The organism is Nocardia sp. NPDC003183 (assembly GCF_053590715.1).
The window spans coordinates 101820-124826 of record NZ_JBSFTG010000010.1; the positions used below are offsets into that span (position 1 = coordinate 101820).

At 67.0% G+C, this 23007-nt stretch carries 21 protein-coding genes; 14 read left to right on the top strand and 7 right to left on the bottom strand.

Annotated elements, in window-relative coordinates:
- Window position 1: 1 nt before the first annotated feature.
- The 3 genes from rpsG to tuf all read left to right on the top strand — a co-directional run bounded on the left by rpsG (window position 2) and on the right by tuf (window position 3935).
- Window positions 2–472: a 30S ribosomal protein S7 gene (rpsG, locus tag ACWDXS_RS25430; protein WP_056814216.1), complete on the top strand. Its 471-nt coding sequence runs from the start codon at window positions 2–4 to the stop codon at window positions 470–472.
- Window positions 473–505: 33 nt separating this feature from the next.
- On the top strand, window positions 506–2608 hold the full coding sequence (gene fusA / locus ACWDXS_RS25435; protein ID WP_056814212.1) for an elongation factor G: 2103 nt from the start codon (window positions 506–508) through the stop codon (window positions 2606–2608).
- 136 nt (window positions 2609–2744) lie between these two features.
- A complete protein-coding gene (tuf, locus tag ACWDXS_RS25440; protein ID WP_378990905.1) occupies window positions 2745–3935 on the top strand; it encodes an elongation factor Tu in 1191 nt (396 codons plus the stop codon).
- Window positions 3936–4029: 94 nt separating this feature from the next.
- Here the strand turns inward: tuf and ACWDXS_RS25445 are convergent, their stop codons facing one another.
- A complete protein-coding gene (locus tag ACWDXS_RS25445; protein ID WP_387445729.1) occupies window positions 4030–4377 on the bottom strand; it encodes a nitroreductase/quinone reductase family protein in 348 nt (115 codons plus the stop codon).
- A gap of 125 nt (window positions 4378–4502) precedes the next feature.
- On the opposite strand from ACWDXS_RS25445, the gene ACWDXS_RS25450 reads away from it, so the two are divergent.
- Window positions 4503–5324 carry an alpha/beta fold hydrolase gene (locus ACWDXS_RS25450; RefSeq protein ID WP_387445730.1) on the top strand — a complete coding sequence of 274 codons (822 nt, stop codon included), beginning with the start codon at window positions 4503–4505 and terminating at the stop codon, window positions 5322–5324.
- 1 nt (window position 5325) lies between these two features.
- On the opposite strand, the gene ACWDXS_RS25455 is transcribed toward ACWDXS_RS25450, so the two are convergent.
- Window positions 5326–5757: a PPOX class F420-dependent oxidoreductase gene (locus ACWDXS_RS25455; protein WP_378990900.1), complete on the bottom strand. Its 432-nt coding sequence runs from the start codon at window positions 5755–5757 to the stop codon at window positions 5326–5328.
- Window positions 5758–6029: 272 nt separating this feature from the next.
- Here ACWDXS_RS25455 and fusA (ACWDXS_RS25460) point away from each other — a divergent pair, with 272 nt between their 5' ends.
- Window positions 6030–8108, top strand: coding sequence for an elongation factor G (fusA, locus tag ACWDXS_RS25460; RefSeq protein WP_387445731.1), 2079 nt, complete (start codon window positions 6030–6032; stop codon window positions 8106–8108).
- 53 nt (window positions 8109–8161) lie between these two features.
- On the opposite strand, the gene ACWDXS_RS25465 is transcribed toward fusA (ACWDXS_RS25460), so the two are convergent.
- Window positions 8162–9064, bottom strand: a complete 903-nt coding sequence (locus tag ACWDXS_RS25465; RefSeq protein WP_449969304.1) for a helix-turn-helix transcriptional regulator — start codon at window positions 9062–9064, stop codon at window positions 8162–8164.
- A 102-nt stretch (window positions 9065–9166) separates the two neighbouring features.
- On the opposite strand from ACWDXS_RS25465, the gene ACWDXS_RS25470 reads away from it, so the two are divergent.
- On the top strand, window positions 9167–10684 hold the full coding sequence (locus ACWDXS_RS25470) for an MFS transporter (RefSeq protein ID WP_387445744.1): 1518 nt from the start codon (window positions 9167–9169) through the stop codon (window positions 10682–10684).
- Window positions 10685–10700: 16 nt separating this feature from the next.
- Here the strand turns inward: ACWDXS_RS25470 and ACWDXS_RS25475 are convergent, their stop codons facing one another.
- Window positions 10701–11318: a TetR/AcrR family transcriptional regulator gene (locus ACWDXS_RS25475; protein ID WP_378990890.1), complete on the bottom strand. Its 618-nt coding sequence runs from the start codon at window positions 11316–11318 to the stop codon at window positions 10701–10703.
- Complete coding sequence (locus ACWDXS_RS25480; RefSeq protein ID WP_387445745.1) at window positions 11318–11674, bottom strand: SPW repeat domain-containing protein; 357 nt, start codon at window positions 11672–11674, stop codon at window positions 11318–11320. Before ACWDXS_RS25480 ends, ACWDXS_RS25475 begins: the two co-directional genes overlap by 1 nt.
- 217 nt (window positions 11675–11891) lie before the next feature.
- Between ACWDXS_RS25480 and ACWDXS_RS25485 the strand changes: the two genes are divergently transcribed.
- The 3 genes from ACWDXS_RS25485 to ACWDXS_RS25495 all read left to right on the top strand — a co-directional run bounded on the left by ACWDXS_RS25485 (window position 11892) and on the right by ACWDXS_RS25495 (window position 14741).
- Entirely contained in the window at window positions 11892–13091 is a 1200-nt protein-coding gene (locus ACWDXS_RS25485) for an NAD(P)/FAD-dependent oxidoreductase (RefSeq protein ID WP_387445746.1), read from the top strand.
- A 64-nt stretch (window positions 13092–13155) separates the two neighbouring features.
- Entirely contained in the window at window positions 13156–13920 is a 765-nt protein-coding gene (locus ACWDXS_RS25490) for a glutamate racemase (RefSeq protein ID WP_378990886.1), read from the top strand.
- A 47-nt stretch (window positions 13921–13967) separates the two neighbouring features.
- Window positions 13968–14741 carry a DNA alkylation repair protein gene (locus ACWDXS_RS25495; protein WP_387445747.1) on the top strand — a complete coding sequence of 258 codons (774 nt, stop codon included), beginning with the start codon at window positions 13968–13970 and terminating at the stop codon, window positions 14739–14741.
- Here the strand turns inward: ACWDXS_RS25495 and ACWDXS_RS25500 are convergent.
- A complete protein-coding gene (locus ACWDXS_RS25500) occupies window positions 14738–15793 on the bottom strand; it encodes a 2Fe-2S iron-sulfur cluster-binding protein (protein WP_449969311.1) in 1056 nt (351 codons plus the stop codon). The genes ACWDXS_RS25495 and ACWDXS_RS25500 overlap by 4 nt on opposite strands.
- A gap of 37 nt (window positions 15794–15830) precedes the next feature.
- Complete coding sequence (gene mftR2 / locus ACWDXS_RS25505) at window positions 15831–16463, bottom strand: mycofactocin system transcriptional regulator MftR2 (RefSeq protein ID WP_378990881.1); 633 nt, start codon at window positions 16461–16463, stop codon at window positions 15831–15833.
- Between the two features lie 184 nt (window positions 16464–16647).
- On the opposite strand from mftR2, the gene mftA reads away from it, so the two are divergent.
- The 5 genes from mftA (at window position 16648) to ACWDXS_RS25530 (ending at window position 22644) form a co-directional block, all read left to right on the top strand.
- Window positions 16648–16752 carry a mycofactocin precursor MftA gene (gene mftA, locus ACWDXS_RS25510; protein WP_101468422.1) on the top strand — a complete coding sequence of 35 codons (105 nt, stop codon included), beginning with the start codon at window positions 16648–16650 and terminating at the stop codon, window positions 16750–16752.
- A 2-nt stretch (window positions 16753–16754) separates the two neighbouring features.
- Window positions 16755–18230 (top strand): mycofactocin radical SAM maturase, encoded by a 1476-nt coding sequence (gene mftC, locus ACWDXS_RS25515; RefSeq protein WP_378991230.1) that lies wholly within the window; start codon window positions 16755–16757, stop codon window positions 18228–18230.
- 141 nt (window positions 18231–18371) lie between these two features.
- The gene (mftF, locus tag ACWDXS_RS25520) at window positions 18372–19769 is read left to right on the top strand and encodes a mycofactocin biosynthesis glycosyltransferase MftF (RefSeq protein ID WP_358060798.1); all 1398 of its coding nucleotides are present in this window, start codon (window positions 18372–18374) and stop codon (window positions 19767–19769) included.
- Window positions 19770–19779: 10 nt separating this feature from the next.
- Window positions 19780–21174: a mycofactocin dehydrogenase MftG gene (gene mftG, locus ACWDXS_RS25525; protein WP_387445749.1), complete on the top strand. Its 1395-nt coding sequence runs from the start codon at window positions 19780–19782 to the stop codon at window positions 21172–21174.
- A 105-nt stretch (window positions 21175–21279) separates the two neighbouring features.
- On the top strand, window positions 21280–22644 hold the full coding sequence (locus ACWDXS_RS25530) for a GAF domain-containing protein (protein ID WP_378990877.1): 1365 nt from the start codon (window positions 21280–21282) through the stop codon (window positions 22642–22644).
- Window positions 22645–23007 lie beyond the last annotated feature (363 nt).

Sequence of the window (23007 nt, forward strand, 5' to 3'; positions counted from 1 at the left end):
TATGCCACGCAAGGGCCCCGCACCCAAGCGTCCGCTGATCAACGACCCGGTCTACGGGTCCCCGCTGGTCACTCAGCTGGTCAACAAGATCCTGATGGACGGCAAGAAGTCCACCGCCGAGCGCATCGTCTACGGTGCCCTCGAGCAGGCGCGTGAGAAGACCGGCACCGATCCGGTCGTCACCCTCAAGCGCGCGCTGGACAACGTCAAGCCCGCCCTCGAGGTGAAGCCCCGCCGTGTCGGTGGCGCCACCTACCAGGTGCCGGTCGAGGTCCGTCCGGGCCGCGCCAACACCCTGGCGCTGCGCTGGCTGGTCAGCTACTCCCGCGCGCGTCGCGAGAAGACCATGGTCGAGCGTCTCGCCAACGAGCTCCTCGATGCCAGCAACGGCCTCGGTGCCGCCGTGAAGCGTCGCGAGGACACCCACAAGATGGCCGAGTCGAACCGGGCCTTCGCGCACTACCGCTGGTGATAGCCCGGCCCGTCACTTAAAAGGGAGAATTTCGTGGCACAGGACGTGCTCACCGACCTGAACAAGGTCCGCAACATCGGCATCATGGCCCACATCGATGCGGGCAAGACCACCACGACCGAACGCATCCTGTTCTACACCGGTATCACGTACAAGATCGGTGAAGTTCACGATGGCGCGGCCACGATGGACTGGATGGAGCAGGAGCAGGAGCGTGGTATCACCATCACCTCCGCGGCTACCACCTGCTTCTGGAAAGACAACCAGATCAACATCATCGACACCCCCGGGCACGTCGACTTCACCGTCGAGGTGGAGCGTTCGCTCCGCGTCCTCGATGGCGCGGTCGCGGTGTTCGACGGCAAAGAGGGTGTCGAGCCCCAGTCCGAGCAGGTGTGGCGTCAGGCCGACAAGTACGACGTGCCGCGTATCTGCTTCGTGAACAAGATGGACAAGCTCGGTGCGGATTTCTACTTCACCGTGCAGACCATCAAGGACCGTCTCGGCGCTCGTCCGCTCGTGATCCAGCTGCCGATCGGCGCTGAGAACGACTTCGAGGGCATCGTCGACCTGGTCGAGAACAACGCCAAGGTCTGGAAGGGCGAGACCAAGCTCGGCGAAGAGTACGAAGTCGTCGAGATCCCGGCCGACCTCAAGGAGAAGGCCGAGCAGTACCGTCAGGAACTGCTCGAGACCGTCGCCGAGTCCGACGAGGCACTGCTCGAGAAGTTCTTCGGTGGCGAGGATCTCACCATCGAGGAGATCAAGGGCGCCATCCGCAAGATGACCGTCAACTCCGAGCTGTACCCGGTGCTGTGCGGTTCCGCGTTCAAGAACAAGGGCGTTCAGCCCATGCTCGACGCGGTCATCGATTACCTCCCTTCCCCGCTGGACGTCGAGGCCACCACCGGCCACGTGCCCAACAAGGAAGAAGAGCTGATCACCCGCAAGCCGAACGTCGACGAGCCGTTCGCGGCCCTGGCGTTCAAGATCGCGGTGCACCCGTTCTTCGGTGAACTCACCTACGTGCGTGTGTACTCGGGTCAGGTCGCCTCCGGCGCCCAGGTCGTGAACTCGACCAAGGGCAAGAAGGAGCGTCTGGGCAAGCTGTTCCAGATGCACTCCAACAAGGAGATGCCGGTCGCCACGGCTTCGGCAGGCCACATCTACGCGGTCATCGGCCTGAAGGACACCACCACCGGTGACACCCTGTCCGACGCGCAGAACCAGGTCGTCCTCGAGTCGATGACCTTCCCGGATCCGGTCATCGAGGTCTCGATCGAGCCCAAGACCAAGTCCGACCAGGAAAAGCTCGGCACCGCGATCCAGAAGCTGGCGCGCGAAGACCCGACGTTCTCGGTCAAGCTCGACCAGGAGACCGGCCAGACCGTCATCGGCGGCATGGGCGAGCTCCACCTCGACATCCTCGTCGACCGTATGCGTCGCGAGTTCAAGGTCGAGGCCAACGTCGGCAAGCCGCAGGTGGCCTACCGCGAGACCATCACCAAGAAGGTCGAGAAGCACGAGTTCACCCACAAGAAGCAGACGGGTGGCTCCGGCCAGTTCGCGAAGGTCATCATCGCCCTCGAGCCGTTCGTCGGCGAAGACGGCGCGACCTACGAGTTCGAGAACAAGGTCTCCGGTGGTCGCGTGCCCCGTGAGTACATCCCGTCGGTCGACGCGGGCGCCCAGGATGCCATGCAGTACGGCGTGCTCGCCGGCTACCCGCTGGTGAACCTGAAGGTCAGCCTGCTCGACGGCGCGTACCACGACGTCGACTCCTCGGAAATGGCGTTCAAGATCGCGGGTTCGCAGGCCCTCAAGGAAGCGGCCCGTAAGGCCGGTCCGGTGATCCTCGAGCCGCTCATGGCGGTCGAGGTCATCACGCCCGAGGAATACATGGGCGACGTGATCGGCGACCTCAACTCCCGCCGTGGCCAGATTCAGGCCATGGAGGAACGCAGTGGTGCCCGTGTCGTCAAGGCGCTGGTTCCGCTCTCGGAGATGTTCGGTTACATCGGTGACCTGCGGTCCAAGACCCAGGGTCGCGCGAACTACTCCATGGTGTTCGCCCAGTACGCAGAGGTTCCGGCCAATGTGTCCAAGGAGATCATCGCCAAGGCGACCGGCGAATAAAACCCTCTTGCGGTCCAGTGGCACACTGGACCGCAAGTGCCGGGCGTCAAGTAATACCCCCGATCCCCGCCTCCAGCGGGGATGACACACGCACTGCTGCAAATGCACGCACCAACAAGTCCAGGAGGACCCAAAAGTGGCGAAGGCGAAGTTCGAGCGGACGAAGCCGCACGTCAACATCGGCACCATCGGTCACGTCGACCACGGCAAGACCACGCTGACTGCAGCGATCACCAAGGTGCTGGCTGACAAGTTCCCGGATCTGAACGACGCGTTCGCGTTCGATCAGATCGACAAGGCGCCGGAGGAGAAGGCTCGTGGTATCACGATCAACATCTCCCACGTCGAGTACCAGACCGAGAAGCGCCACTACGCGCACGTCGACGCCCCGGGCCACGCGGACTACATCAAGAACATGATCACCGGTGCGGCGCAGATGGACGGCGCCATCCTGGTGGTCGCGGCCACCGATGGCCCGATGCCGCAGACTCGCGAGCACGTGCTGCTCGCCCGTCAGGTCGGCGTGCCTTACATCCTGGTCGCGCTGAACAAGTCGGACATGGTCGACGACGAGGAAATCCTCGAGCTCGTCGAGATGGAGGTCCGCGAACTGCTGGCCTCGCAGGAATTCGACGAGGACGCGCCGGTCGTGCGTGTCTCCGGTCTGAAGGCCCTCGAAGGCGACGAGAAGTGGGCCGACGCGATCGTCGAGCTCATGGCCGCTGTCGACGAGTCGATCCCGGACCCGGTCCGCGAGACCGAGCTCCCGTTCCTGATGCCCGTTGAGGACGTCTTCACGATCACCGGTCGTGGCACCGTCGTCACCGGTCGTGTCGAGCGCGGCATCGTCAACGTGAACGAGGAGGTGGAAATCGTCGGCATCAAGGAGAAGTCGACCAAGACCACCGTCACCGGCATCGAGATGTTCCGCAAGCTGCTCGACCAGGGCCAGGCGGGCGACAACGTCGGCCTGCTGGTTCGTGGCATCAAGCGCGAAGATGTCGAGCGTGGCCAGGTTGTCGTCAAGCCGGGCACCACGACTCCCCACACGGAGTTCGAGGGCCAGGCGTACATCCTGTCGAAGGACGAGGGCGGCCGCCACACCCCGTTCTTCAACAACTACCGCCCGCAGTTCTACTTCCGTACCACGGACGTGACCGGCGTCGTTACCCTCCCCGAGGGCACCGAGATGGTCATGCCCGGCGACAACACCGAGATGCTGGTCAAGCTGATCCAGCCGGTCGCCATGGACGAAGGCCTGCGCTTCGCGATCCGCGAGGGTGGCCGCACCGTCGGTGCCGGTCGCGTCACGAAGATCATCAAGTGAGTCTCTGACTTGCTGACACCGCAACGGCGTCGCTCCTTCGGGAGCGGCGCCGTTCGGCGTTTTCAGGGGCGATCGTGCGACTCGGACGGATCCACTACGCCGGTCGGACGCGGACGGTTACTCGGCCGCGGTCGTCTCGGTGGGCTATGGCGTGGCCGCGGTGATCGATGCCGTCGATGCGCAGGGTGACGGAGGCTCCCTCGTCCAGGAAGTTGCGCCACCAGGACTTCTTGTCCGGCATCGCTACGCCGATGAGGTATTCGTCGCCGGAGCGGCGGTAGTTGACGGGGGTGCTGAACGTGCGGCCCGAGCGGCGGCCGGTGTAGGTGATCTGGGCGAAGGCTTTGCCGAGTAGCTTGCCGATGACGGGGGCATTGGTCAGGGCGACCACGCCGGTGTTGAACGCGCCGACACCGCGGCGCAACAGCGATTCTTGTCCCATCGGATTCTCCTGTAGTCGACGAACCGTCAGCCTACCGACGGTGTATGACTTCTGACGTCATCGTGGTTGTCGGTCGTGCTCGGTAGCGTTGGGGCACTATCGCATTCGAGAGGATCGGAGACCTCGTGGGCAAGGCCGCGCTCGAACGGGAATTGGATGTCAGCGAAGGGGTGCTCGAACACGGGATGCCCTATCTCGCGTTCGGGTCGGGGCGTCCACTGGTGTTCTTGCGGTGGTTCATGCCCGACCACGCCAATCCGCGTGGCTGGCTGCGGTCCAGCGAGATCAAGACGATGGCGCCGTTGGCCAGGAACTTCCGGGTGTACGCGGTCAATCGCGCGCCGGGGATGGCGGCCGGTACCTCGATGGGCGATATCGCGCGGGAGCACGCGGAAGCGTTGCACAACGAATTCGGCGGTCCCGTAGACGTTCTCGGCATTTCCTCGGGTGGCTCCGTAGCGCTGCAGCTCGCCGCCGACCATCCGTCAGCAGTACGCCGACTGGTGATCGCTTCCTCCTCCTACCGTCTCGACCAGTCCGCGCGCGTGTCGCAGATGAAATACGCGGAGGCCGCCGCTGCGGGCAAACGGTCCCTGCACCACATGGCGACCCAGGGCATCGAATCTTCGCTGAAGGCGCGCCTCGTCGGCGCCGCCGCCTGGCTGGCGGACCCGCTGTTTCGCCCGAAGAACCCCGCCGACACCCTCGCCTTCGTTCATGCCGAAGATGCCTTCGACCTCACCGGCCGCCTAGCCGACATCACGACCCCCACGCTGGTCGTCGCAGGCGACCGCGACGAGTTCTACGACCAATCCTCCTTCCGCTACACCGCCGACGGCATTCCTGATTCCCGCTTGATCATCTACCCCGCGACAGACCACCTCGGGGCGATCAAACACGCCCAGTTCGCTTCGGACGTCACCGAATTCCTTTCGGCAACGGGCTGACTCAGCGAATCTTGGCGCCGTAAACGTGCTCGACGGACAGGGCCATGAGTACGCGGCGGTCCGAGACCATGACCTCGCGGTACTCGTTCCAGTCGGGGTGCTCGCCCGCGGCGGCGCGGTAGTAGTCGACCAAGGCCTCGACTTCCGGGCCGTTCGGGTCCGTGCCGGGGCCGGTCAGGGTGGCGGTGCCCTCGGCGGTGGCCCAGGACCAGCCGTCGGCGCTGGTGACCTCGAGGGCGGCGCGCGGGTCGCGACGGAGGTTGATCGTCTTGGCACGGCCTTCGGTCATGGAGACGTAGATGATGCCCGCGGCGCGGTCGTAGTACGGGGTGACGGGGGAGAGTTGGGGGCGGCCGTCGGATTTGATGGTGGCCAGGATGCCGATGCGGGAGTCGGCGATGAGGGCGTGCAGGTCGAGCGCGGTTTCGGGCATCGATCGGCTCCTAGGGGGTGGCGGGGCTGTTCGTTGTGTCGAACCGTCGTGGTCGCGCGTTTATGCCCGGGCGGCGGAAATCCCGTCGACAGCGCGCGATCGGGCGCGTAGAACTTGTCGCATGGTTACAGCACGTCCGCAGTCGCGGTTCTAGCTCGCATCGGGTCCTTCGGCGCCGGTGCGGCGCCGCGTGATCCGACGCCCGTGCCGTTCCCGGAACGCCCCACTGGCGAGCGTCGATTCATCGACAAGAACCAGCCTGGGGGATTCCCATGACCAGAATCGATCTCGCCCGAATTCGCAATATCGGCATCGCCGCCCACATCGACGCGGGCAAGACCACAACCACCGAACGGGTGCTGTTCTACACCGGTGTCACCCGGACCCTCGGCGAGGTGCACGACGGCACCGCGGTGATGGACCGGATGATCCAGGAGCGCGAACACGGCATCACCATCGCGGCGGCGGCGACCACCTGCTGGTGGGACGAGCACCAGATCACCATCCTCGACACCCCCGGCCACGTCGACTTCACCGTCGAGGTGGAGCGTTCGCTGCGGGTGCTCGACGGTGCGATCGCCGTGTTCGACGCCAAGGAGGGCGTGGAGCCGCAGTCGGAGCAGGTGTGGCGGCAGGCCGACAAGTACGGCGTCCCGCGGCTCTGTTTCGTGAACAAGATGGACAAGCTCGGTGCCGATTTCGCGTTCACCGTGCGGACCATCGCGGAGCGACTCCGGGTGCGCCCGTTGGTGATTCAGCTGCCGATCGGTGCGGAACGCGAGTTCGACGGCATCATCGACCTGGTCGAGATGACCGCCAAGGTGTGGCGTGGCGACACCGACCGCGGTGCTCGTTTCGAGACGATCGAGATTCCGGAAGATCTGCGTACCAAAGCCTTCCAGCATCGTGATGCGCTGGAGGCGGCCGTCGCGGAGGCCGACGAGGAAGTACTGGAGCGCTACCTCACAGGCAAGCCGATCACCGTCGATGTTCTCGAGGCGGCTATCCGGCGGATGACGATCGACGCACGGGCCTACCCGGTGCTGTGTGGCTCGGCGCTGGCCAACATCGGCGTGCAGCCACTGCTGGACGCCGTCGTCGACTACCTGCCGTCGCCGCTGGATGTCGTCGCTGTGCACGGGTTCTCGCCGGAGGGCGAGCACATCCACCGCGCGCCCGATATCGCCGAGCCGTTCGCGGCGCTGGCGTTCAAGGTCGCGCTGCACCCGTTCTTCGGCAAGCTCGTCTACCTGCGGGTGTACTCCGGTACCGCCGAACCCGGTGCGACCGTACTGAATTCGACCAATGGACGAAAGGAGCGTCTCGGCAAACTGTTCCAGATGCATTCGAGCACCGAGATCGCCGTCGAGCGGGTGCAGGCCGGGCAGATCTGTGCCGTGATCGGCCTGAAGGCGACGGGAACCGGCGACACCCTGTGCGATCGGGCAGCCCCCGTCGTCCTGGAGTCGATGACCTTCCCCGACCCCGTACTCGCCGTCTCGATCGAACCGAGGACCCGCGCCGACCAGGACAAGCTGGGCACCGCCTTGGCGCGCCTGGCCGACGAGGACCCGACGTTCACCGTGCGCATCGACGCCGAAACCGGCCAGACGGTCATCGGCGGCATGGGCGAACTGCATCTGGAGATCCTGGTCGACCGGATGAAACGGGAGTTCCGGGTCGACGCCGACATCGGCGCCCCACGCGTGGCCTACCGCGAAACCATCACCGCGGCAGTCGATCTGTTCGAATACACCCACCGTAAGCAACAGGGTGGGCACGGGCAGTTCGCCAAGGTGGTGATCGCGCTGGAACCCCACGTGGCCGAGGACGACGCGATCTACGAATTCGAGAGCCGGGTCACCGGCGGGCGCGTACCGCGGGAGTACATCCCCGCGGTGGACGCGGGCGCGCAAGACGCGCTGCGCGTCGGCACCCTCGCCGGCTTTCCGCTGGTGAACGTGAAGGTGACGCTGCTCGACGGCGCTGCCCACGCGCAGGATTCGTCGGAACTGGCGTTTCGTCTCGCGGGAGCGGCGGCGGTGCGCGCGGCGCTCGCGCGAGCGAAGCCGGTGCTGCTCGAACCGGTGATGGCCGTGGAGGTCGTGACACCGGAGGAGTACGTCGGCGAGGTGATCGGTGACCTCAACGCGCGTCGTGGCCGGGTCACCGAGCTCACGGAACGGGGCGGCGCGCACATCATCCGCGCACTGACCCCGCTCCAGGAGATGTTCGGCTACATCGGGGACCTACGCTCGAAAACCCGTGGCCGAGCTAACTACTCGATGGTGTTCGACTCCTACGCCCCGGTCCCGCCGGGTGCTGCGGAGTCGATCATCGCGGGCAGTTGATCGACACCGGTGGCGCCGCGATACCCGCGGCGTCACCGGTTCGTCGACAAGCCCTAGGTGGGGGTCGCGTCCGGTGTCTCGGAGTCGACCATCGCCGGCACCCGACGCGTCCTGGTGGATCCGGCGGTCAGCAGGCGCAGCGCGTCTGCCGAGCTCGCATCGCGCGCGGTGTAGACCTCGAGCCGGTGGTCGGGACTGTCGGGCTGCAACCACACCTGATAGTCGACGTCGACACGGCCGACCGTCGGATGACGCAGATCCATCGGCCCGACGGTGCAATCGGCGACCTCCGCGCCGGCCCACAGTGTCGCGAAAGTCGTACTGCGCATGACGAGTTCGCCGATCAGTTCGGCCAGCCGCGCGTCGGTGGGGTAGCGCCCAGCGGTCAGCCGGAGGTAGCCCACGTGAATGCGGGCGAGCTCGTCCCAGTTCCGGTACAGATCCCTGGCGAGTGGATCGAGGAAGAACAGTCGCGGAATCGATGGACGTCGTGCGGGGTCGTCGGGCGCGGTGAAGTCGAGGTGCTCGCCGACGAGCGCGTGCCCGGCGTGATTCCAGGCGAGCACATCGCCACGGCGTCCGAGCACGACCGCGGGCATGGTGTTGCCGAGCGAGGTGAGCAGCGTGAGAACCCGCGGATGTGGTTGTTCCGGTTCGGCCCGGACCAGGTGCGGCACGGCCGGTTGACCTGCGAGGTTGTGCAGGTGGGCCGTTTCGGCGGGATCGAGCTGGAGCACCCGGGCGATGGCGTCGATGACCTGCGCGGAAACGGTTCCGGCCTGATCTTGTTCGAGGCGCGTGTAATAACCGGCGCTGACTCCGGCGAGCTGAGCGAGTTCTTCGCGGCGAAGTCCGGGGACGCGGCGGGTGACGCCGAAGGTGCGTAGGCCGATCCGCTCAGGGGTAGTTCGGTCGCGGCGGGACTTGAGGAACGTTCCGAGGCTTTCCAACTCCATCGTTCCGATCGTAGGCACCACCGGGCTGTCCTGCCTATCCCGGCCGGGTGTACCCACGTCAGGGGTCTGGTTACCACTCGCACGCGATCGCAGGGTGGGGACATGAATCGAATCGATATCGAGCTGCGATCCTGGCTGGGCCTGCTGGTGGTGCTCGGCCCCGTCCTGCTCGTCGCCATGGACGGCTCGGTGCTGTTCCTGGCCATGCCCGCCATCACCGAGGCGCTCTCACCCTCGGCCGACGAAGCCCTCTGGATCCTGGACAGCTACGGCTTCGCGGTCGGCGCCCTGCTGATCGCGTTCGGCACCATCGGTGACCGATACGGCCGCAAACGCCTGCTGATGATCGGCGCGGCGATGTTCGGCCTCGGCTCGGTGGGGGCGGCCTTCGCCACGAGCCCCGCACTGCTGATCGCCTTCCGTGTCCTGATGGGGGTGGCAGGCGCGACGCTGTTGCCGTCGGCGCTCGCCGTGCTCGGCACACTGTTCACCGACCCGCGCCGACGGGCGCAGGCCATCGGCATCTTCGCCGCCACCTTCGCCGCGGGTTTCGCGATCGGCCCGATCGTCGCCGGGCAGCTGCTGACCCGGTTCTGGTGGGGATCGGTGCTACTGATCAATGTGCCCGTGGTGCTGGTGTTCCTGGTGCTGGCGCCGATCCTGCTCGGTGAGGTGCGCGCGACCGGCCTCAGCCGCATCGACGTGGCGAGTGTGCTCACCTCGGCATCCGGACTTCTGGCTGCCATGTACGCGGTGAAACACGGCGCTGCGCAGGGCATATCCATTTCCTCGGTGACTGTGGGCCTGGTCGGTGTGGCGCTGCTCGCGTGGTTCGGCCGCAGGCAGGGGCGCATCGACAACCCGCTCATCGACTTCACCCTGTTCCGCAACCGGGTCTTCACCATCGCTATCGTCACCGGGTTCCTGCCGCTGGCGGCCTGGTCGGCGACCGCGTATCTGGCGGCGATGTACCTACAATCCGTGCTCGGCAGGTCCATCGCCGACGCCGCGCTGCTCGCGGTCCCCGGCGCGCTCGTGCTCACCGCGGCCGCCGTCGTCACCCCGGCCGTCGTGGCCCGCATCGGCCGGTCGGCAGCGTTGATCACCGCCCACTTCACGATCGCGATCGGACTGTCGTTGCTGTTGCCGACCAGCACCGGCAGCGGGGTCGGCTGGTATATCGCCGCGACGGCGGTTGCCGGCATCGGCTACGGCATCTCGTTCAGCGTGGTCGCCGAGATCGCCGTCGCCGCGGTGCCGGCCGAACGGGCGGGCGCGGCGGCCGCGCTGGCCGAGACCGGCAACGAACTCGGCAACGCGCTCGGTATCGCCCTGTTCGGTTCGCTGGCCGCCGTCTTGTTCCGCGTCCACGGTCCGGACCTAGCCCCGACCCTCGGCGAGACTCTGCACCTGCCCGGCCTCGCCCCCGCCGTGCTCGACGACGCCCGCAGCGCCTTCGTCAGTGGACTGCACGTCGTCGCCGCCACCGCGGCCGTCCTGCACGGGGTCCTCGGCTCGGTGGCCCTCCGCGTTCTCCGTGGCGGGGCGCTCACCGCGGCGGATGCGGCGCCGACCGGATCGGCATCTCGTCGACGACGCCCGGCGGACAGCCGAAGCTGACGGATCTACGCTGTCGTCAGCCGAGGTGGGTCATGCCCGCCGCGACCACCTGGGCGACGTTCAGCAGGTCGTCGGCAGTCGGGACGGGTAGGTCGTCGAGGGCGTGGAGGCGGTCGGTGCTGGCGATCGCGAACATGGCGGACACCCAGGCAGCGGCGCAGGCGTGGAGGGTGCCGGGGCGGACGGGGACGGGGGTGCTGGCTTGCAGGACCCTGGTGGTGACATCGAGGAGCTGATCGCGCAGGGCGCGGAGTTTGCGGCGCACGTCGGGGTGGGTGTCGGCTTCGCGCCACATGATCACCCGCAGGACCGAGGAGTGATGGTCGCGCAGGTTGATCGCGGTGTCGAGATTGATCAGGCTGGCGGCCGGATCGCCGGGGGTCACCACGGCGGCGAGGTCGTCGATCGGGTGTTCGGGGACGCGTTCGCGCATGAGCGCGGACAGGATCGCGTTCTTGGTGGGGAAGTAGTAGAAGACCAGTCCTTTCGGCACATCGGCGGCCGCGGCGACGGCCGCGGTCGGCGTCGCGTCGAATCCCTGTGCGGCGAACAGGGTCTCGGCGGCATCCAGGATGAGTTGCCGGGCGTCGCCATCGCGTTTCGCGTTGCGGCGCCCGACTCGTCGGCCCGGCATCAGTGATGTGGAGCCATGTTGTGCAGGCGCTGGTTCATGGCAGGCAGCGCGGCGACCGCCACCACCGCCGTCACCACTCCGACCACCCATGCGGTCCAGGACGCGCCGCTGAACGCGGTGAAGTCCATGGCCCACGGCGAGATGAACAGCAGCACGCCGAACACGCCCATCGCGTAGTCCGCGACCGTCAGATCGTCCCTGACCATCTGGATCAGACCGGTCGCGGCGATGAGTACGCCGAGCACGATCAGGGTCCAGCGGGCGTTGTCGTTGGTGTCGAGCCACAGGGGCGACAGTGCGGTGAATGCGCCGAGCACAACGGCCAGAAAGTCCTGTGCGCGACTGTTGGTGAACATGGGAAATGCCTCCTCGTTGAGACGAAAATACCTCTGACCTCGGTCTACTCCTGATTGACCGCCCGGTCGACATCGGAAGCGGCACGGTTGTGTTGCGACGTGGGTGTCACAGGTGACCCGGCGCACTGGTACAAACATCTGGGGGCCGTAGTGGTCCGCGACACAGCAGAAACATGGCACGAGCGGTCAGCGACCGCGCATGCCGAGAGGACACAATATGAGCGCGCCCATCGTGATCGTCGGAGCGGGTCTGGCAGGCCTGCGCACGGCCGAGGAACTGCGCCGGGCCGGATACGAGGGCGGTGTGCTGCTGCTCGGCGACGAGACGCGCGCGCCGTACGACCGCCCGCCGCTGTCGAAGCAGTTCGTGCGCGGCGAGACCGACGACACCACCCTTCGCCCGCCGGAGTTCTTCGCGGACAAGAACATCGAGCTGCGCCTCGGTACCGCCGTCACCGGTGTCGACACCGCCGCGCGCGCCGTCACCCTGGCCGACGGCGCCACCATCGCCTACGACCAGCTGATCATCGCGACCGGTCTGCGCCCGCGCAGGCTCCCCGGTCTTCCCCAGGTCGGGGGCGTACATGTGCTGCGTGCCCATGAGGACGCCGAATCCCTGCGCGCCGAACTGGACGGTGCGAACCGGGCATTGATCATCGGCGCCGGTTTCATCGGCTGCGAACTCGCCGCCAGCTTCCGCGCCGCCGGAGTCGAGGTCAGCCTCGTCGAACCCCAGCCGACCCCGCTGGCCTCGGTCCTGGGCGAGCAGATCGGTGGCCTGGTGGCGCGCCTGCATCGCGACGAAGGCGTCGACCTGCGCTGCGGTGTCGGCGTCGACACCCTGCGCGCCGACGATTCCGGCCGGGTGTGTGGCGCGGTCCTCACCGACGGCACCGACCTCGACACCGACCTGGTCGTGGTCGGCGTGGGCTCGGTCCCCGTCACCGACTGGCTGGCCGACTCCGGTATCGAGCTGGCCGACAGGTCCGCGGGCGGTGGCGTGCTCGCCGACGAGGTCGGCCGTACCTCCGCCGACGCCGTCTGGGCGGTCGGTGATGTCGCCGCCTGGCAGCACGACTCCGGCGTCCGCAAGCGGGTCGAACACTGGACGAGCGCGGGTGAGCAGGCGAAATTGCTGGTCACCGCCCTCCTCGGCGGTACTCCGCCCACCATGGCCCGCGTCCCGTACTTCTGGAGCGACCAGTACGACATCAAGATCCAGGCCCTCGGCACCCCCTCGGCCGGCGACGACGTCACCGTGGTCACCGACGACGGCCGCAAGTTCCTCGCCTACTACTCCCGCGACGGCATCCTCACGGCCGTGCTCGGTGCGGGCCTGACCAGCCAGGTGATGAAACTGCGCGCCAAACTGGCCACCCCCACGCCGGTGGCGGACCTCCTCGCCGCCGCAGGCTGAGCCCGCCCGGGCCGGTGCGTATGGTCGCGATCGGCCGGGCTCGCCGCTGTAATACGGTGTAGCGGTGATCGTCGCGCTCATCGATTCCGGCCTCGGCCTGTTGCCTACGGCTTCGTGGTTGCGCAAGCTGCGGCCCGACGTCGACTTGCTGCTGCTGCTCGACCCCGATGGTGCGCCCTGGGGGCCCAAGCCGGAGCAGTGGGTGGTCGAGCGGGTCGTCGGCACGGCACGGCAGGCGATCGAGGCGGGGGCCGAGGTGATCGTGCTGCCGTGCAATACCGCCAGCGTCACCGCGTTGGCGCATGTGCGGGCGGAGGTGGGGGATTCGGTGCCGGTGATCGGCACGGTTCCCGCGATCAAACCTGCTGCCGCACAGTGCAATTCGGTGGCCGTGTGGGCGACGGCGGCGACCACTGCCAGCCGCTACCAGGCCGATCTGATCGCCAGGTTCGGCGGTGACGCGAAGGTCGTCGGAGTCGCCTGCCACGGCCTGGCCGATGCGATCGACCGCGGTGACATCGTGGCGATCCGTGAGTCGATCGCCGACTCGGCCGCGCGCACCCCGGCCGACGTCGAGGGCGTTGTCCTCGGCTGCACCCACTACCCGCTGGTCATCGACGCCATCATCGCCGCACTGCCCGACGGAGTGCGCCTGTTCGACAGCGCCCAAGCTGTCGCCGCCCAGACCGTGCGCAAGATGGACGAACTCGGCCGCCCCACCACCGGCTCCGGCACCGTCACCGTCCGCACGAGCGGTCGGCCGGGCGAGTTGCCCTCCGGTGCGGCGACATTCGAGTCGGGCCGCCTCCTCGGCGCACTACCGGCCTGATCGGACGGCGGGGAGCCTGCTCCGGCATGTCACCGCACCGGTGTTGAATGCGGAGGGAATCCGCCGACCCGGAGGTGCGTGTGTCCGAGCTTCCCACCGCTGCACAGGTGCGTAAGGCCCTCGCCGACCTGGCGAACCCCACTGACGCGCATCACCTGCAACGCTTCTTCAAGACCGGCCCCGGCGAATACGGCGAGGGCGACATCTTTCTCGGCATCCGAGTCCCCGTCACCAGAAAAGTGGCGAAACAGTTCCCCGCACTGCCGCTTTCGCAGATCGACGAACTCCTCGACAGTCCCCTCCACGAGGAACGCCTGGCTGCCCTGTTCATCCTCAACGCCCGCTTCGCGGCGGCATCGAAACCGCGTGCCCTCGACGACACGGCCCGCAAGGAGATGGTCGATCTCTACCTGGCGGCCGTCCGGCGCGGCCGGGTCAACAACTGGGATCTGGTCGACGCCTCCGCCGAGAACATCATCGGCCCCTGGCTACTCGACAAAGACCGCACGCTGCTGTTCGAACTGGCCGAACAGGATTCGCTGTGGGAGCGCCGGGTCGCGCTGTTGTCGACGTTCGCGTTCATCAAGGCGGGCGATCCGAGCACCACCTTGGAGCTCGCCGAAATCCTTCGGACGGACCGCCGAGATCTGATCCAGAAGGCGCTGGGGTGGATGTTGCGCGAAATCGGCAAGCGCGTCGACCAGACCGCACTCACCGATTTCCTGAACCGGAACGCACCCGAGCTGGGCCGCACCGCGTTGAGCTACGCGACCGAACACCTCGACCCCGAGCAACGCGCCGCCTACCGCGCCATGCGTTAGAACTGGATCCGCAGGCGATCGGTCACCGGCCGCGCCTGGCAGCCGAGGATGTACCCGTTCTCGATGTCCTCGGGATCGAGGATCTCCGAATTGGCCATCTCCACTTTGCCTTCCAGCACGGTGCAGGCACACGACCCGCACTCGCCCTCCTGGCAGGAGTAGGGCACGTCGAGGCCCTTGTCGAGCATGATGTCGACCAGCGTCTGCTTGCGGGGCCACGACATCTCGTGCACCTGGCCGTCGAGTTCCACCTCGACCGTCGCCGCGTCGGCCGCTTCGGCCTCGGACACCTCGGCGGGCGCGTGGTCGGCGAACGGATCTCCGGCGAGGGAGTTGAACACCTCGGCGTGGGTGCGGTTGCGCGGGACCTCGAGCGAGGCCAGCGCGTCGTGCACCAGGTCCATGAACGGCTTGGGCCCGCACATGAACGCCTCGTAGGCGGTGTAGGGCCGGACCAGGGTGGCCAGCATGTCGGCGGTCGGCAGACCGAGCAGCGGTTCGAGCCAGTGGATGACGGTGAGTCGCTGGGGATGCTTACCGACGAGATCGCGGAGTTCGTCCGCGAAGATCACCGAGGTCGCGTCGCGATTGGCGTAAACCAGCACGACCTTGCCCGAACCCTGCGACAGCGCCGACTTCAGGATCGACATCACCGGCGTGATTCCGCTGCCCGCGCCGAACAGCAGCATGTCCTCGTCGAGATCCTTGGGCGTGAACACACCTGACGGCGGCAGCACCTCGACCTCGTCGCCCGCGGCGATGTTGTCGCACAGCCAGTTCGAGCCGTATCCGTCCACGGTGCGCTTGACGGTCACCTTCGGCAGGTCATCGGTGAACGGCGAACTGGCCAGCGAATAGCAGCGGGCGACCGAACCGGTCTGCTCGCTCGGGATGCGCAGCGTCAGGAACTGGCCGGGGGAGTAGGCGAAGCGCTCGCGGAGTTCGGCGGGTACCTCGAAGACCACGGAGTGGGTGTCGGCCGTTTCGGCGATCACCGCGGCTACTCGCAGCACCACCGAGCGCGAGCCGTGCGGAACCTCGACTGTGGTCATGTCGTCCTCTCGGGCAAAACTAGAACGTGTTTCAGTTTCATGCTAGGCCGGGACGCGCCTGCAGGGCAAGCTGCGCCTCGAGTCCGGCGACCAGCACCTCCATCCCGAAGTCGTAGGAGTACTTGCCGCGCAGGTCGGACATGTACTTCGTGGCTCGGGCCACTGCCTCGGGCAGCAGCACGTCGGCGGGCGCGGAACGGTCGCGCGGGTTCACTCTGCTGCGGCCGAACAGGTAGGTGTGGATGGTCGCGTAGGCGGCCAGCACGTTGCGGTCGCTGAAGCCCGCGTCGAACAGGATCTCCATCACGGCGTCGATCAGGTCGAGCTGCTTGCCGAGCATCTGCTCGAGCAAGATGTCGCCCAGGCCGGGATGCGTGCGCAGTTTATCGTCTATCTGATCGATCAGATCGCGCAGGCGCACCTGCCACGGACCGGACTCGCGCGGCGGCTTGCGCACCCCGACCAGGGCCGCGCTGGCAACCAGATCGAGTAGCTCGCGCTTGTCGGCCACGTAGTAGTACGGCGCCATCGGTGACACCCCGAGCTCGCGCGAGAGCCGCCGCATCGACAGCTTCTCGACCCCGTCCTCGCGCACCACTTTCAGTGCCGCGTCGACGATCTCTGCCTCCGACAGTGTCGAACCAGCACCCGCCCCGCCATGGTTACGCAAGCCTCTGCCTCACCTCTGCTGCCACCGGGCCATCAGCCCTTTCCCGTCCCTGCCTCCGGAAGTCTAGAGGGGTTCGCAGCCGAGGGGGGCGGGGTGTGCTCAGAGAAAGATTTTCCGATTCCGCCCTTTATGGCAGTCACTGACGTTAAGGTGCGAGGTGACCGGCAACACAATGGAGGTAGTCATGCCTGAGAACACCACGCCTGCGACCGTCGAATCCGACGAGGACCTGGTCACCGAGACGCTGATCGAAGAGGTCAGCATCGACGGCATGTGCGGCGTGTACTGACCATGCTGGACCTCGACACCCGTTGGACGCTGCACCCTCGGGTCTCGTTGCGCCCGGAATCCTTCGGCGCGCTGCTGTACCACTTCGGCACCCGCAAGCTCTCGTTCCTCAAGAGCCGCGATCTCGTCGATGTGGTCCGGTCGCTGCCCGCGCACCCCTCCGTGCGCGACGCACTGCGTGCCAAGGGCATAGACGCCTCCGACGCGCACGTCAAAGCGCTCGCGCAGCTGGCCGACACCGACATGATCGTGGCATCGCCCGGACCGGTCACCGCCGCACCGACAGCCCTGGCGGCGGGTGACGCCACCCAGGGCGGCAGGTTGATCGACCGTTTCGAATCGGGCCTCGCCGCACCGATCTGCCTGACCTGGGAACTCACCTACGCCTGCAACCTGTCGTGCGTGCACTGCCTGTCCTCGTCGGGTCGCCGCGACCCGAACGAACTGAGCACCGAGCAGTGCAAGGCGCTGATCGACGAGTTCGAGCGCATGCAGATCTTCTACGTCAACATCGGCGGCGGTGAACCGACTGTGCGCCCCGACTTCTGGGAACTGGTCGACTACGCCACCGCGCACAATGTGGGGGTCAAGTTCTCCACCAACGGCGTTCGCATCAACGAAGAGGTCGCCGCGCGTTTGGCGGCCAGCGACTACGTCGACGTGCAGATCTCCCTCGACGGCGCCGATGCCGCGGTGAACGACGCCGTGCGCGGTCCCGGCTCCTACGACACCGCGATCAAGGCGCTGTCGAACCTCGCCGCGGCGGGTTTCAAGGACGCCAAGCTCTCGGTGGTCGCCACCCGGCACAACATCTCCCAGCTCGACGAGTTCAAGGCCATCGCCGACAAGTACGGCGCCACCTTGCGACTCACCCGCCTTCGTCCCTCGGGTCGAGGCGCGGACGTGTGGGACGAGCTGCACCCGCTGCCCGAACAGCAGCGCGAGCTCTACGACTGGCTCGTCCGCAACGGCGAGGGCGTTCTCACCGGCGACTCGTTCTTCCACCTGTCCGCATTCGGCTCGGCGCTACCGGGTTTGAACATGTGCGGTGCGGGCCGGGTGGTCTGTCTGGTCGATCCGGTCGGTGATGTCTACGCCTGTCCGTTCGCCATCCATGACCGCTTCAAGGCCGGAAACATCGTCGCCGACGGTGGTTTCGAGGCGGTCTGGACCGATTCGGAACTCTTCGCCGAACTGCGCGAGCCGGTCGACGGTGGCGCGTGCACGAAGTGCTCGCACTACGACTCGTGCCGTGGTGGTTGCATGGCCGCGAAGTTCTTCACCGGCCTGCCCGCCAACGGACCGGACCCGGAATGCGTTCAGGGCTACGGCGAAGCGGCGCTGTCGGCGCCGGGACGCACCATTCCGCGCCCCGCCGTCGACCACTCGCGCCCGGTTCGCAGCCGAACCAGGGTGTCGCTGCCACTGACCGTGAAGCGGCCACCGGCCAAGGCGTGCAACGAGAGTCCGCTCGGCTGAGCCCATCCCGGTTGCCGGAAGTGCGCTGCCGATCTTGTTGACGCGTCCGGCAACCGGTCACAGCCGTATTTCGGACAGACTTTGGTCCTTTTTTGTGGGGTGATGATGTCTGCGGGGCCAACTGCGAATAGCATGCGAGGAATGCGCCATGATCGTCTGCCCGACGGCTTCGGGGTACGGATCGATCCACGGGTACGCGCATTTTCCGGGGGTCGGATCCTGATCGGAGGATCGCCCGCACGGATGCTGCGCTTGGCCCCGGAGGCCGCCGAGTTGATCGGCGACGGATACCTGGAGGTGACCGACACCAAGTCCGCGATCGTCGCGCGCCGACTGCTCGATTCCGGCGTGGCCAACCCGCGCCCGCGGCTCGAACCATCCCTCGACGACGTCACCGTGGTCATCCCGCTCTACAACAACGCCGACGGGCTGTTACGGCTGCTGGCAGTGCTGCGTGGGCACAATGTGATCGTCGTCGACGACGGCTCCGACGAGCCGGTCCGCATCCCACCACGGCCGGGCCGCGGTCAGGTGACGGTGCTGCGGCACGAGAGCCCGCTCGGCCCCGCCGCCGCCCGTAATGCCGGATTGCAGGCGGCGACAACGGGCTTCGTGGCGTTCCTGGACTCCGATGTGGTGCCGCGCAGCGGATGGCTCGAGGTCATGCTCGGACATTTCAGCGATCCGCAGGTCGCGCTGGTCGCGCCGCGCATCGTGGCCCTGGATTCCGAATCCAACGCGCTCGCTCGCTACGAACACACTCGCTCCTCACTCGACCTCGGCCGGCGCGAATCGGCGGTGCACGCTCGCGGCATCGTGTCGTACGTGCCCAGCGCGGCGCTGCTGGCCAGGCGCGCGGCGCTGCTCGGCGAGGGTGGATTCGACGAATCGATGCAGGTGGCCGAAGACGTCGACCTGTGCTGGCGCCTCGAACGCGCGGGCTGGCGGTTGCGCTACGAGCCCGCCGCGCACGTCGCCCACGATCACCGGGTCGCCTTCCGCGCCTGGTTCGGGCGAAAGCTGTTCTACGGCACGGGCGCGGCACCGCTCGGGAAACGGCACTCGGGCTTGGTCTCGCCGCTGTCGGTGCCGACCTGGACCGTGCTGGCCAGTCTGCTGTTCGCGACACTGTCGAAATGGGGTCTGCTCGGCGGACTCGTCACTCTGGCGACGGCCCTGGTCCGCCTGCGCCGGGTCTTCACCGAACTGGACAACCCGACCCGGATCGCGGCGGTCTACCTCGCGCGCGGTTACTTCGCCGGGATGTGGCGACTGGCTTCGGCGATGTGCCGGGACTATTGGCCGGTGACGCTCCTGGCGGTGATCGCGTCGAGCCGGATCCGCAAGATCGCCATCACGATGGCACTCGCCGACGGTCTCGCCGACTGGTTCACCCATCGCGACTCGGGCGGGCTCGACCCGGTCCGCTATGTGGCCTACAAGCGTCTCGACGACGTGGCCTACGGCACGGGCCTGTGGCTCGGCGTCATCCGGGCGCGCAGTTTCGAAGCGCTCAAGCCGAGCGTGCCGCCCCGCTGAAGCCGACTGCGTGACGAGCACTCTCATCGTCGGAGCCGGGTCGGCGGGTTGCGTGCTCGCCGCGCGGCTCAGCGCCGATCCTGCGCGTTCGGTGCGCGTCATCGAAGCCGGACCGGTTTTCCCGGCGCTGGGGGAGCTGCCCGTCGAACTGCTCGACCCAGGTCATCTCCCGGTCGGCCCCGAGTCTCGACTGGTGTGGCGGTATCCGGGAAATCTGGTGCGAGGCAAGCTGATCGGTGGTTCCGGTGCGATCAACGGCAGCTACTTCATCCGCCCACCTGCCGACGACTTCGCCGCCTGGAGCGTGGTGGCGGGCCCGCGCTGGTCGTTCGAATCGGTCCTTCCGGTGTTCTGTGCTCTGGAAGACGATGCGGAATTCGGCGCTGTGCCCGGTCACGGAATCGGCGGCCCGATCCCGATTTCACGAACCAGCGACCCCACCGAGTTCAGCGTCGAATTCGCGCAACAGTGCGTGGCAGCGGGATTCACCGAAATCCCCGATCTCAACGCACCGTCCGCGGATACCGGTGCGGGATTCGGGCGCGTGCCGTTGGCGATATCGCGAGGCCGCCGCGCCGGGCCCGCGATCACCCATCTCTTTCCCGCACTCCACCGAAGCAATCTGATCCTCACCGGCGAAACAATGGTGACCCGGTTATTACTGCGTGGCACCCGGGTAATCGGTGTGGAGTGGGCCCGCGGGCGAGAACGTGGGACGACGTATGCCGACGAGGTGGTGTTGTGCGCGGGTGCGGTGGAGTCGGCCGCGCTGCTGATCAGATCCGGGATCGGCCCCGAACCGCTGCTGCGCTCGCTCGGTGTTCCGGTGCTGCGACCCGCTCCGGTGGGCGCGTGGTGCACCGATCATCCGGAGATCGGCATCGAATTCGCCGGTGCGCAACCCGCGTGGTCGACCGTCGCGCTCGAATACGTCCTCGAAATGGACGACCTGGAACTACGTCCGTACACCGCGATGTTCACGCCGGGTCTTCGCCGGGTGGGGGTCGCCCTGATGCGTCCCGAGTCGACCGGCGAGCTGACCCTGGTTTCGACTGATCCGGCTGTCGCAGCCCGCGTCGACCACCGTTATCTCCGCGCCGAGCGGGACCGAGCCCGGTTGCGCGAGGCAGTGGCACTCACGGCGGATCTCCTGGGTCGGCGAATCGGACCCGTCGACGACTCCTGGCTGCGCGCCAACCTCGGCACGTCTCAACATCTTTCCGGTACCTGTCGCATGGGCCCCGCGGGGGACGAGCGCGCGGTGGTCGACGAACAGGGGCGTGTGCACGGCATCGAGGCACTGACGGTGGCCGATCTGTCGGTCGTCCCGGTCCCGCTGCGGCGCGGTCCACAGGCCACCACAGTGATGCTCGCCGCGTCCATAGCGGACCACATGGTCGTGTGACGAAGTGACGATTGATACCACGATGTGACCTGCGGGACAAACCCTGACTTCTGGCGGTTGGCCTGATATCTGCCCGGTACAGTTTGTAGCGGGAAAGAAAGGCAAATGGTCAGCAATCTTGCAGGTGGGAGGCCCCCACGGCAGGCATCGGAGTCGGGCGCACAGCTCGGTGCTCTGGAAGCCTATGCCGCACAGGCCCATGGATTTCTCAGTGCCGGTGGTGAACAGCTTACCCAGCTGGCCGGTCTTCTACGTCCGCTCGTTCTCGAATCATGGCTGCGCAGTGTGCGCGGCGGTGTCGACCCGACGGACGTCCTCGACGGTCGCGGGCTGCGCGGCGCCGATCTGGAGCGTTATCGCGACGCCCACCCTATCGCCGCTCTCATGCCGCTGATCGACAAACTGCTGGTCCAGGACGCGTCGCACGCAGGATTGATCGTGACCGTGGCCGACCAGTTCGGTCGGGTGCTGTCGGTGCACGGTCATCCGGAGCAGGTCGCCGCCGCCGCCGAGATCGGCGTGCGCGAGGGCGACGATCTCAGCGAGCGCCGGATCGGCACCAATGCCGTCGGCCTCGTCGTGCGCACCGGCCGCGCCACCTGGATCCACGGACCCGAACATTTCCTGCATCGCATGCACCAGATCACCGGCGCCGCGGCGCCCGTGCACGAGCCGGACGGCCGACTGATCGGCGTTCTGATGATTGCCGGCGGGATGCGGGTGGCCAAGCCCGAAATTCTCGCGTTGGTCAAAGCCGCCGCGACCGCGGCCGAGATGGATCTGGTGCTGCGAGCCATGCGCGCGAGCCACGGGATCAAGGCGCCGGCTGCGGCGAACCGCGACGGCACCGGACAGGCCAGGCTCGGCCTGGACGTCTTGGGTCTGGGTCAACCTCAGTTGAGCATCGCGGGGGAGCGGGTGCCGCTCTCGCAGCGCCACGCCGAGATCCTGCTCTTGCTCACCGAACATCCCGAAGGTCTCGGCGCCGATCACCTGGCGCTGCTGCTGGACGACACCGATCTGGACAACGGCACGATCCGCGCGGCGATGTCGCGGCTGCGGTCGGTGATCGGCGCCTCGGTGGTCGGTTCGCGCCCATACCGTCTGCGCGTGCATGTCGCAACCGATGTGGAGGAGCTCCGGGCCGCACTCGACTCCGGTGATACCGCATCCGCATTGAACTTGTACGCGGGTCCGGTGCTGCCGCGCTCCTCGGCTCCCGGCATTTGCGATATCCGCGACGAGCTGCGAGTCCGGTTGCGGACCGCCGTGCTCGCCGCCCCCGACGCCGCCGTACTGCGCCGATGGACCTCGTGTCCGGAAGGCCGCGACGATGCTGCCGCGTGGGCCGCCTACCGGTCGACCGTCGATCGCGATTCGCCGCTGTATGCGCAGATAGAAGCCAAGATCCGGGTACTCGACCGGCGCATCGGCGCCGATGCAACGCAGATGCAACGTTTCGGCTCATAGTGTCCCGGTCTGAAGGTGTGGTGGCTCACATATGGATGGCCGATGTGTTGGAGCCCACACTCATGCCCTGGTCGTGGGTACCCGCCGGTACGGACTGGACGTCTGACCGATTTTTTTAGCGGAAAAAGTTTCTTTTTATTAACTGAGGGCCTACTGTCGGCACTGCATGGACAGGCGCCCATGTGATGTAACTGACAAAGCCGTTGGAGGAACGATCAACAGCTAGGCACCCGCGACGGACCCAGCGTCCGTTGCCTCGGCGACCCCTCGGTCGTCGATCTCGTCCACATGATCTGTCGGGGATCTTGCGCGAGTGTGGCGGCACGCCCACCGCGTTCATATCGAATCTTTCGCTGCGCGAGG

What these genes read in the sequence shown, in the direction of transcription:
- mftA (WP_101468422.1), top strand. Translation starts at nt 16,648, where the DNA reads ATGCCTGAGAACACCACGCCTGCGACCGTCGAATCCGACGAGGACCTG.
- ACWDXS_RS25475 (WP_378990890.1), bottom strand. Translation starts at nt 11,318, where the DNA reads ATGCCGGGCCGACGAGTCGGGCGCCGCAACGCGAAACGCGATGGCGAC.
- ACWDXS_RS25495 (WP_387445747.1), top strand. Translation starts at nt 13,968, where the DNA reads ATGCGGAGGGAATCCGCCGACCCGGAGGTGCGTGTGTCCGAGCTTCCC.
- mftF (WP_358060798.1), top strand. Translation starts at nt 18,372, where the DNA reads ATGCGCCATGATCGTCTGCCCGACGGCTTCGGGGTACGGATCGATCCA.
- ACWDXS_RS25485 (WP_387445746.1), top strand. Translation starts at nt 11,892, where the DNA reads ATGAGCGCGCCCATCGTGATCGTCGGAGCGGGTCTGGCAGGCCTGCGC.
- ACWDXS_RS25530 (WP_378990877.1), top strand. Translation starts at nt 21,280, where the DNA reads ATGGTCAGCAATCTTGCAGGTGGGAGGCCCCCACGGCAGGCATCGGAG.
- ACWDXS_RS25480 (WP_387445745.1), bottom strand. Translation starts at nt 11,674, where the DNA reads ATGTTCACCAACAGTCGCGCACAGGACTTTCTGGCCGTTGTGCTCGGC.
- ACWDXS_RS25470 (WP_387445744.1), top strand. Translation starts at nt 9,167, where the DNA reads ATGAATCGAATCGATATCGAGCTGCGATCCTGGCTGGGCCTGCTGGTG.
- fusA (WP_387445731.1), top strand. Translation starts at nt 6,030, where the DNA reads ATGACCAGAATCGATCTCGCCCGAATTCGCAATATCGGCATCGCCGCC.
- ACWDXS_RS25500 (WP_449969311.1), bottom strand. Translation starts at nt 15,793, where the DNA reads ATGACCACAGTCGAGGTTCCGCACGGCTCGCGCTCGGTGGTGCTGCGA.
- ACWDXS_RS25445 (WP_387445729.1), bottom strand. Translation starts at nt 4,377, where the DNA reads ATGGGACAAGAATCGCTGTTGCGCCGCGGTGTCGGCGCGTTCAACACC.
- rpsG (WP_056814216.1), top strand. Translation starts at nt 2, where the DNA reads ATGCCACGCAAGGGCCCCGCACCCAAGCGTCCGCTGATCAACGACCCG.
- ACWDXS_RS25465 (WP_449969304.1), bottom strand. Translation starts at nt 9,064, where the DNA reads ATGGAGTTGGAAAGCCTCGGAACGTTCCTCAAGTCCCGCCGCGACCGA.
- ACWDXS_RS25455 (WP_378990900.1), bottom strand. Translation starts at nt 5,757, where the DNA reads ATGCCCGAAACCGCGCTCGACCTGCACGCCCTCATCGCCGACTCCCGC.
- mftC (WP_378991230.1), top strand. Translation starts at nt 16,755, where the DNA reads ATGCTGGACCTCGACACCCGTTGGACGCTGCACCCTCGGGTCTCGTTG.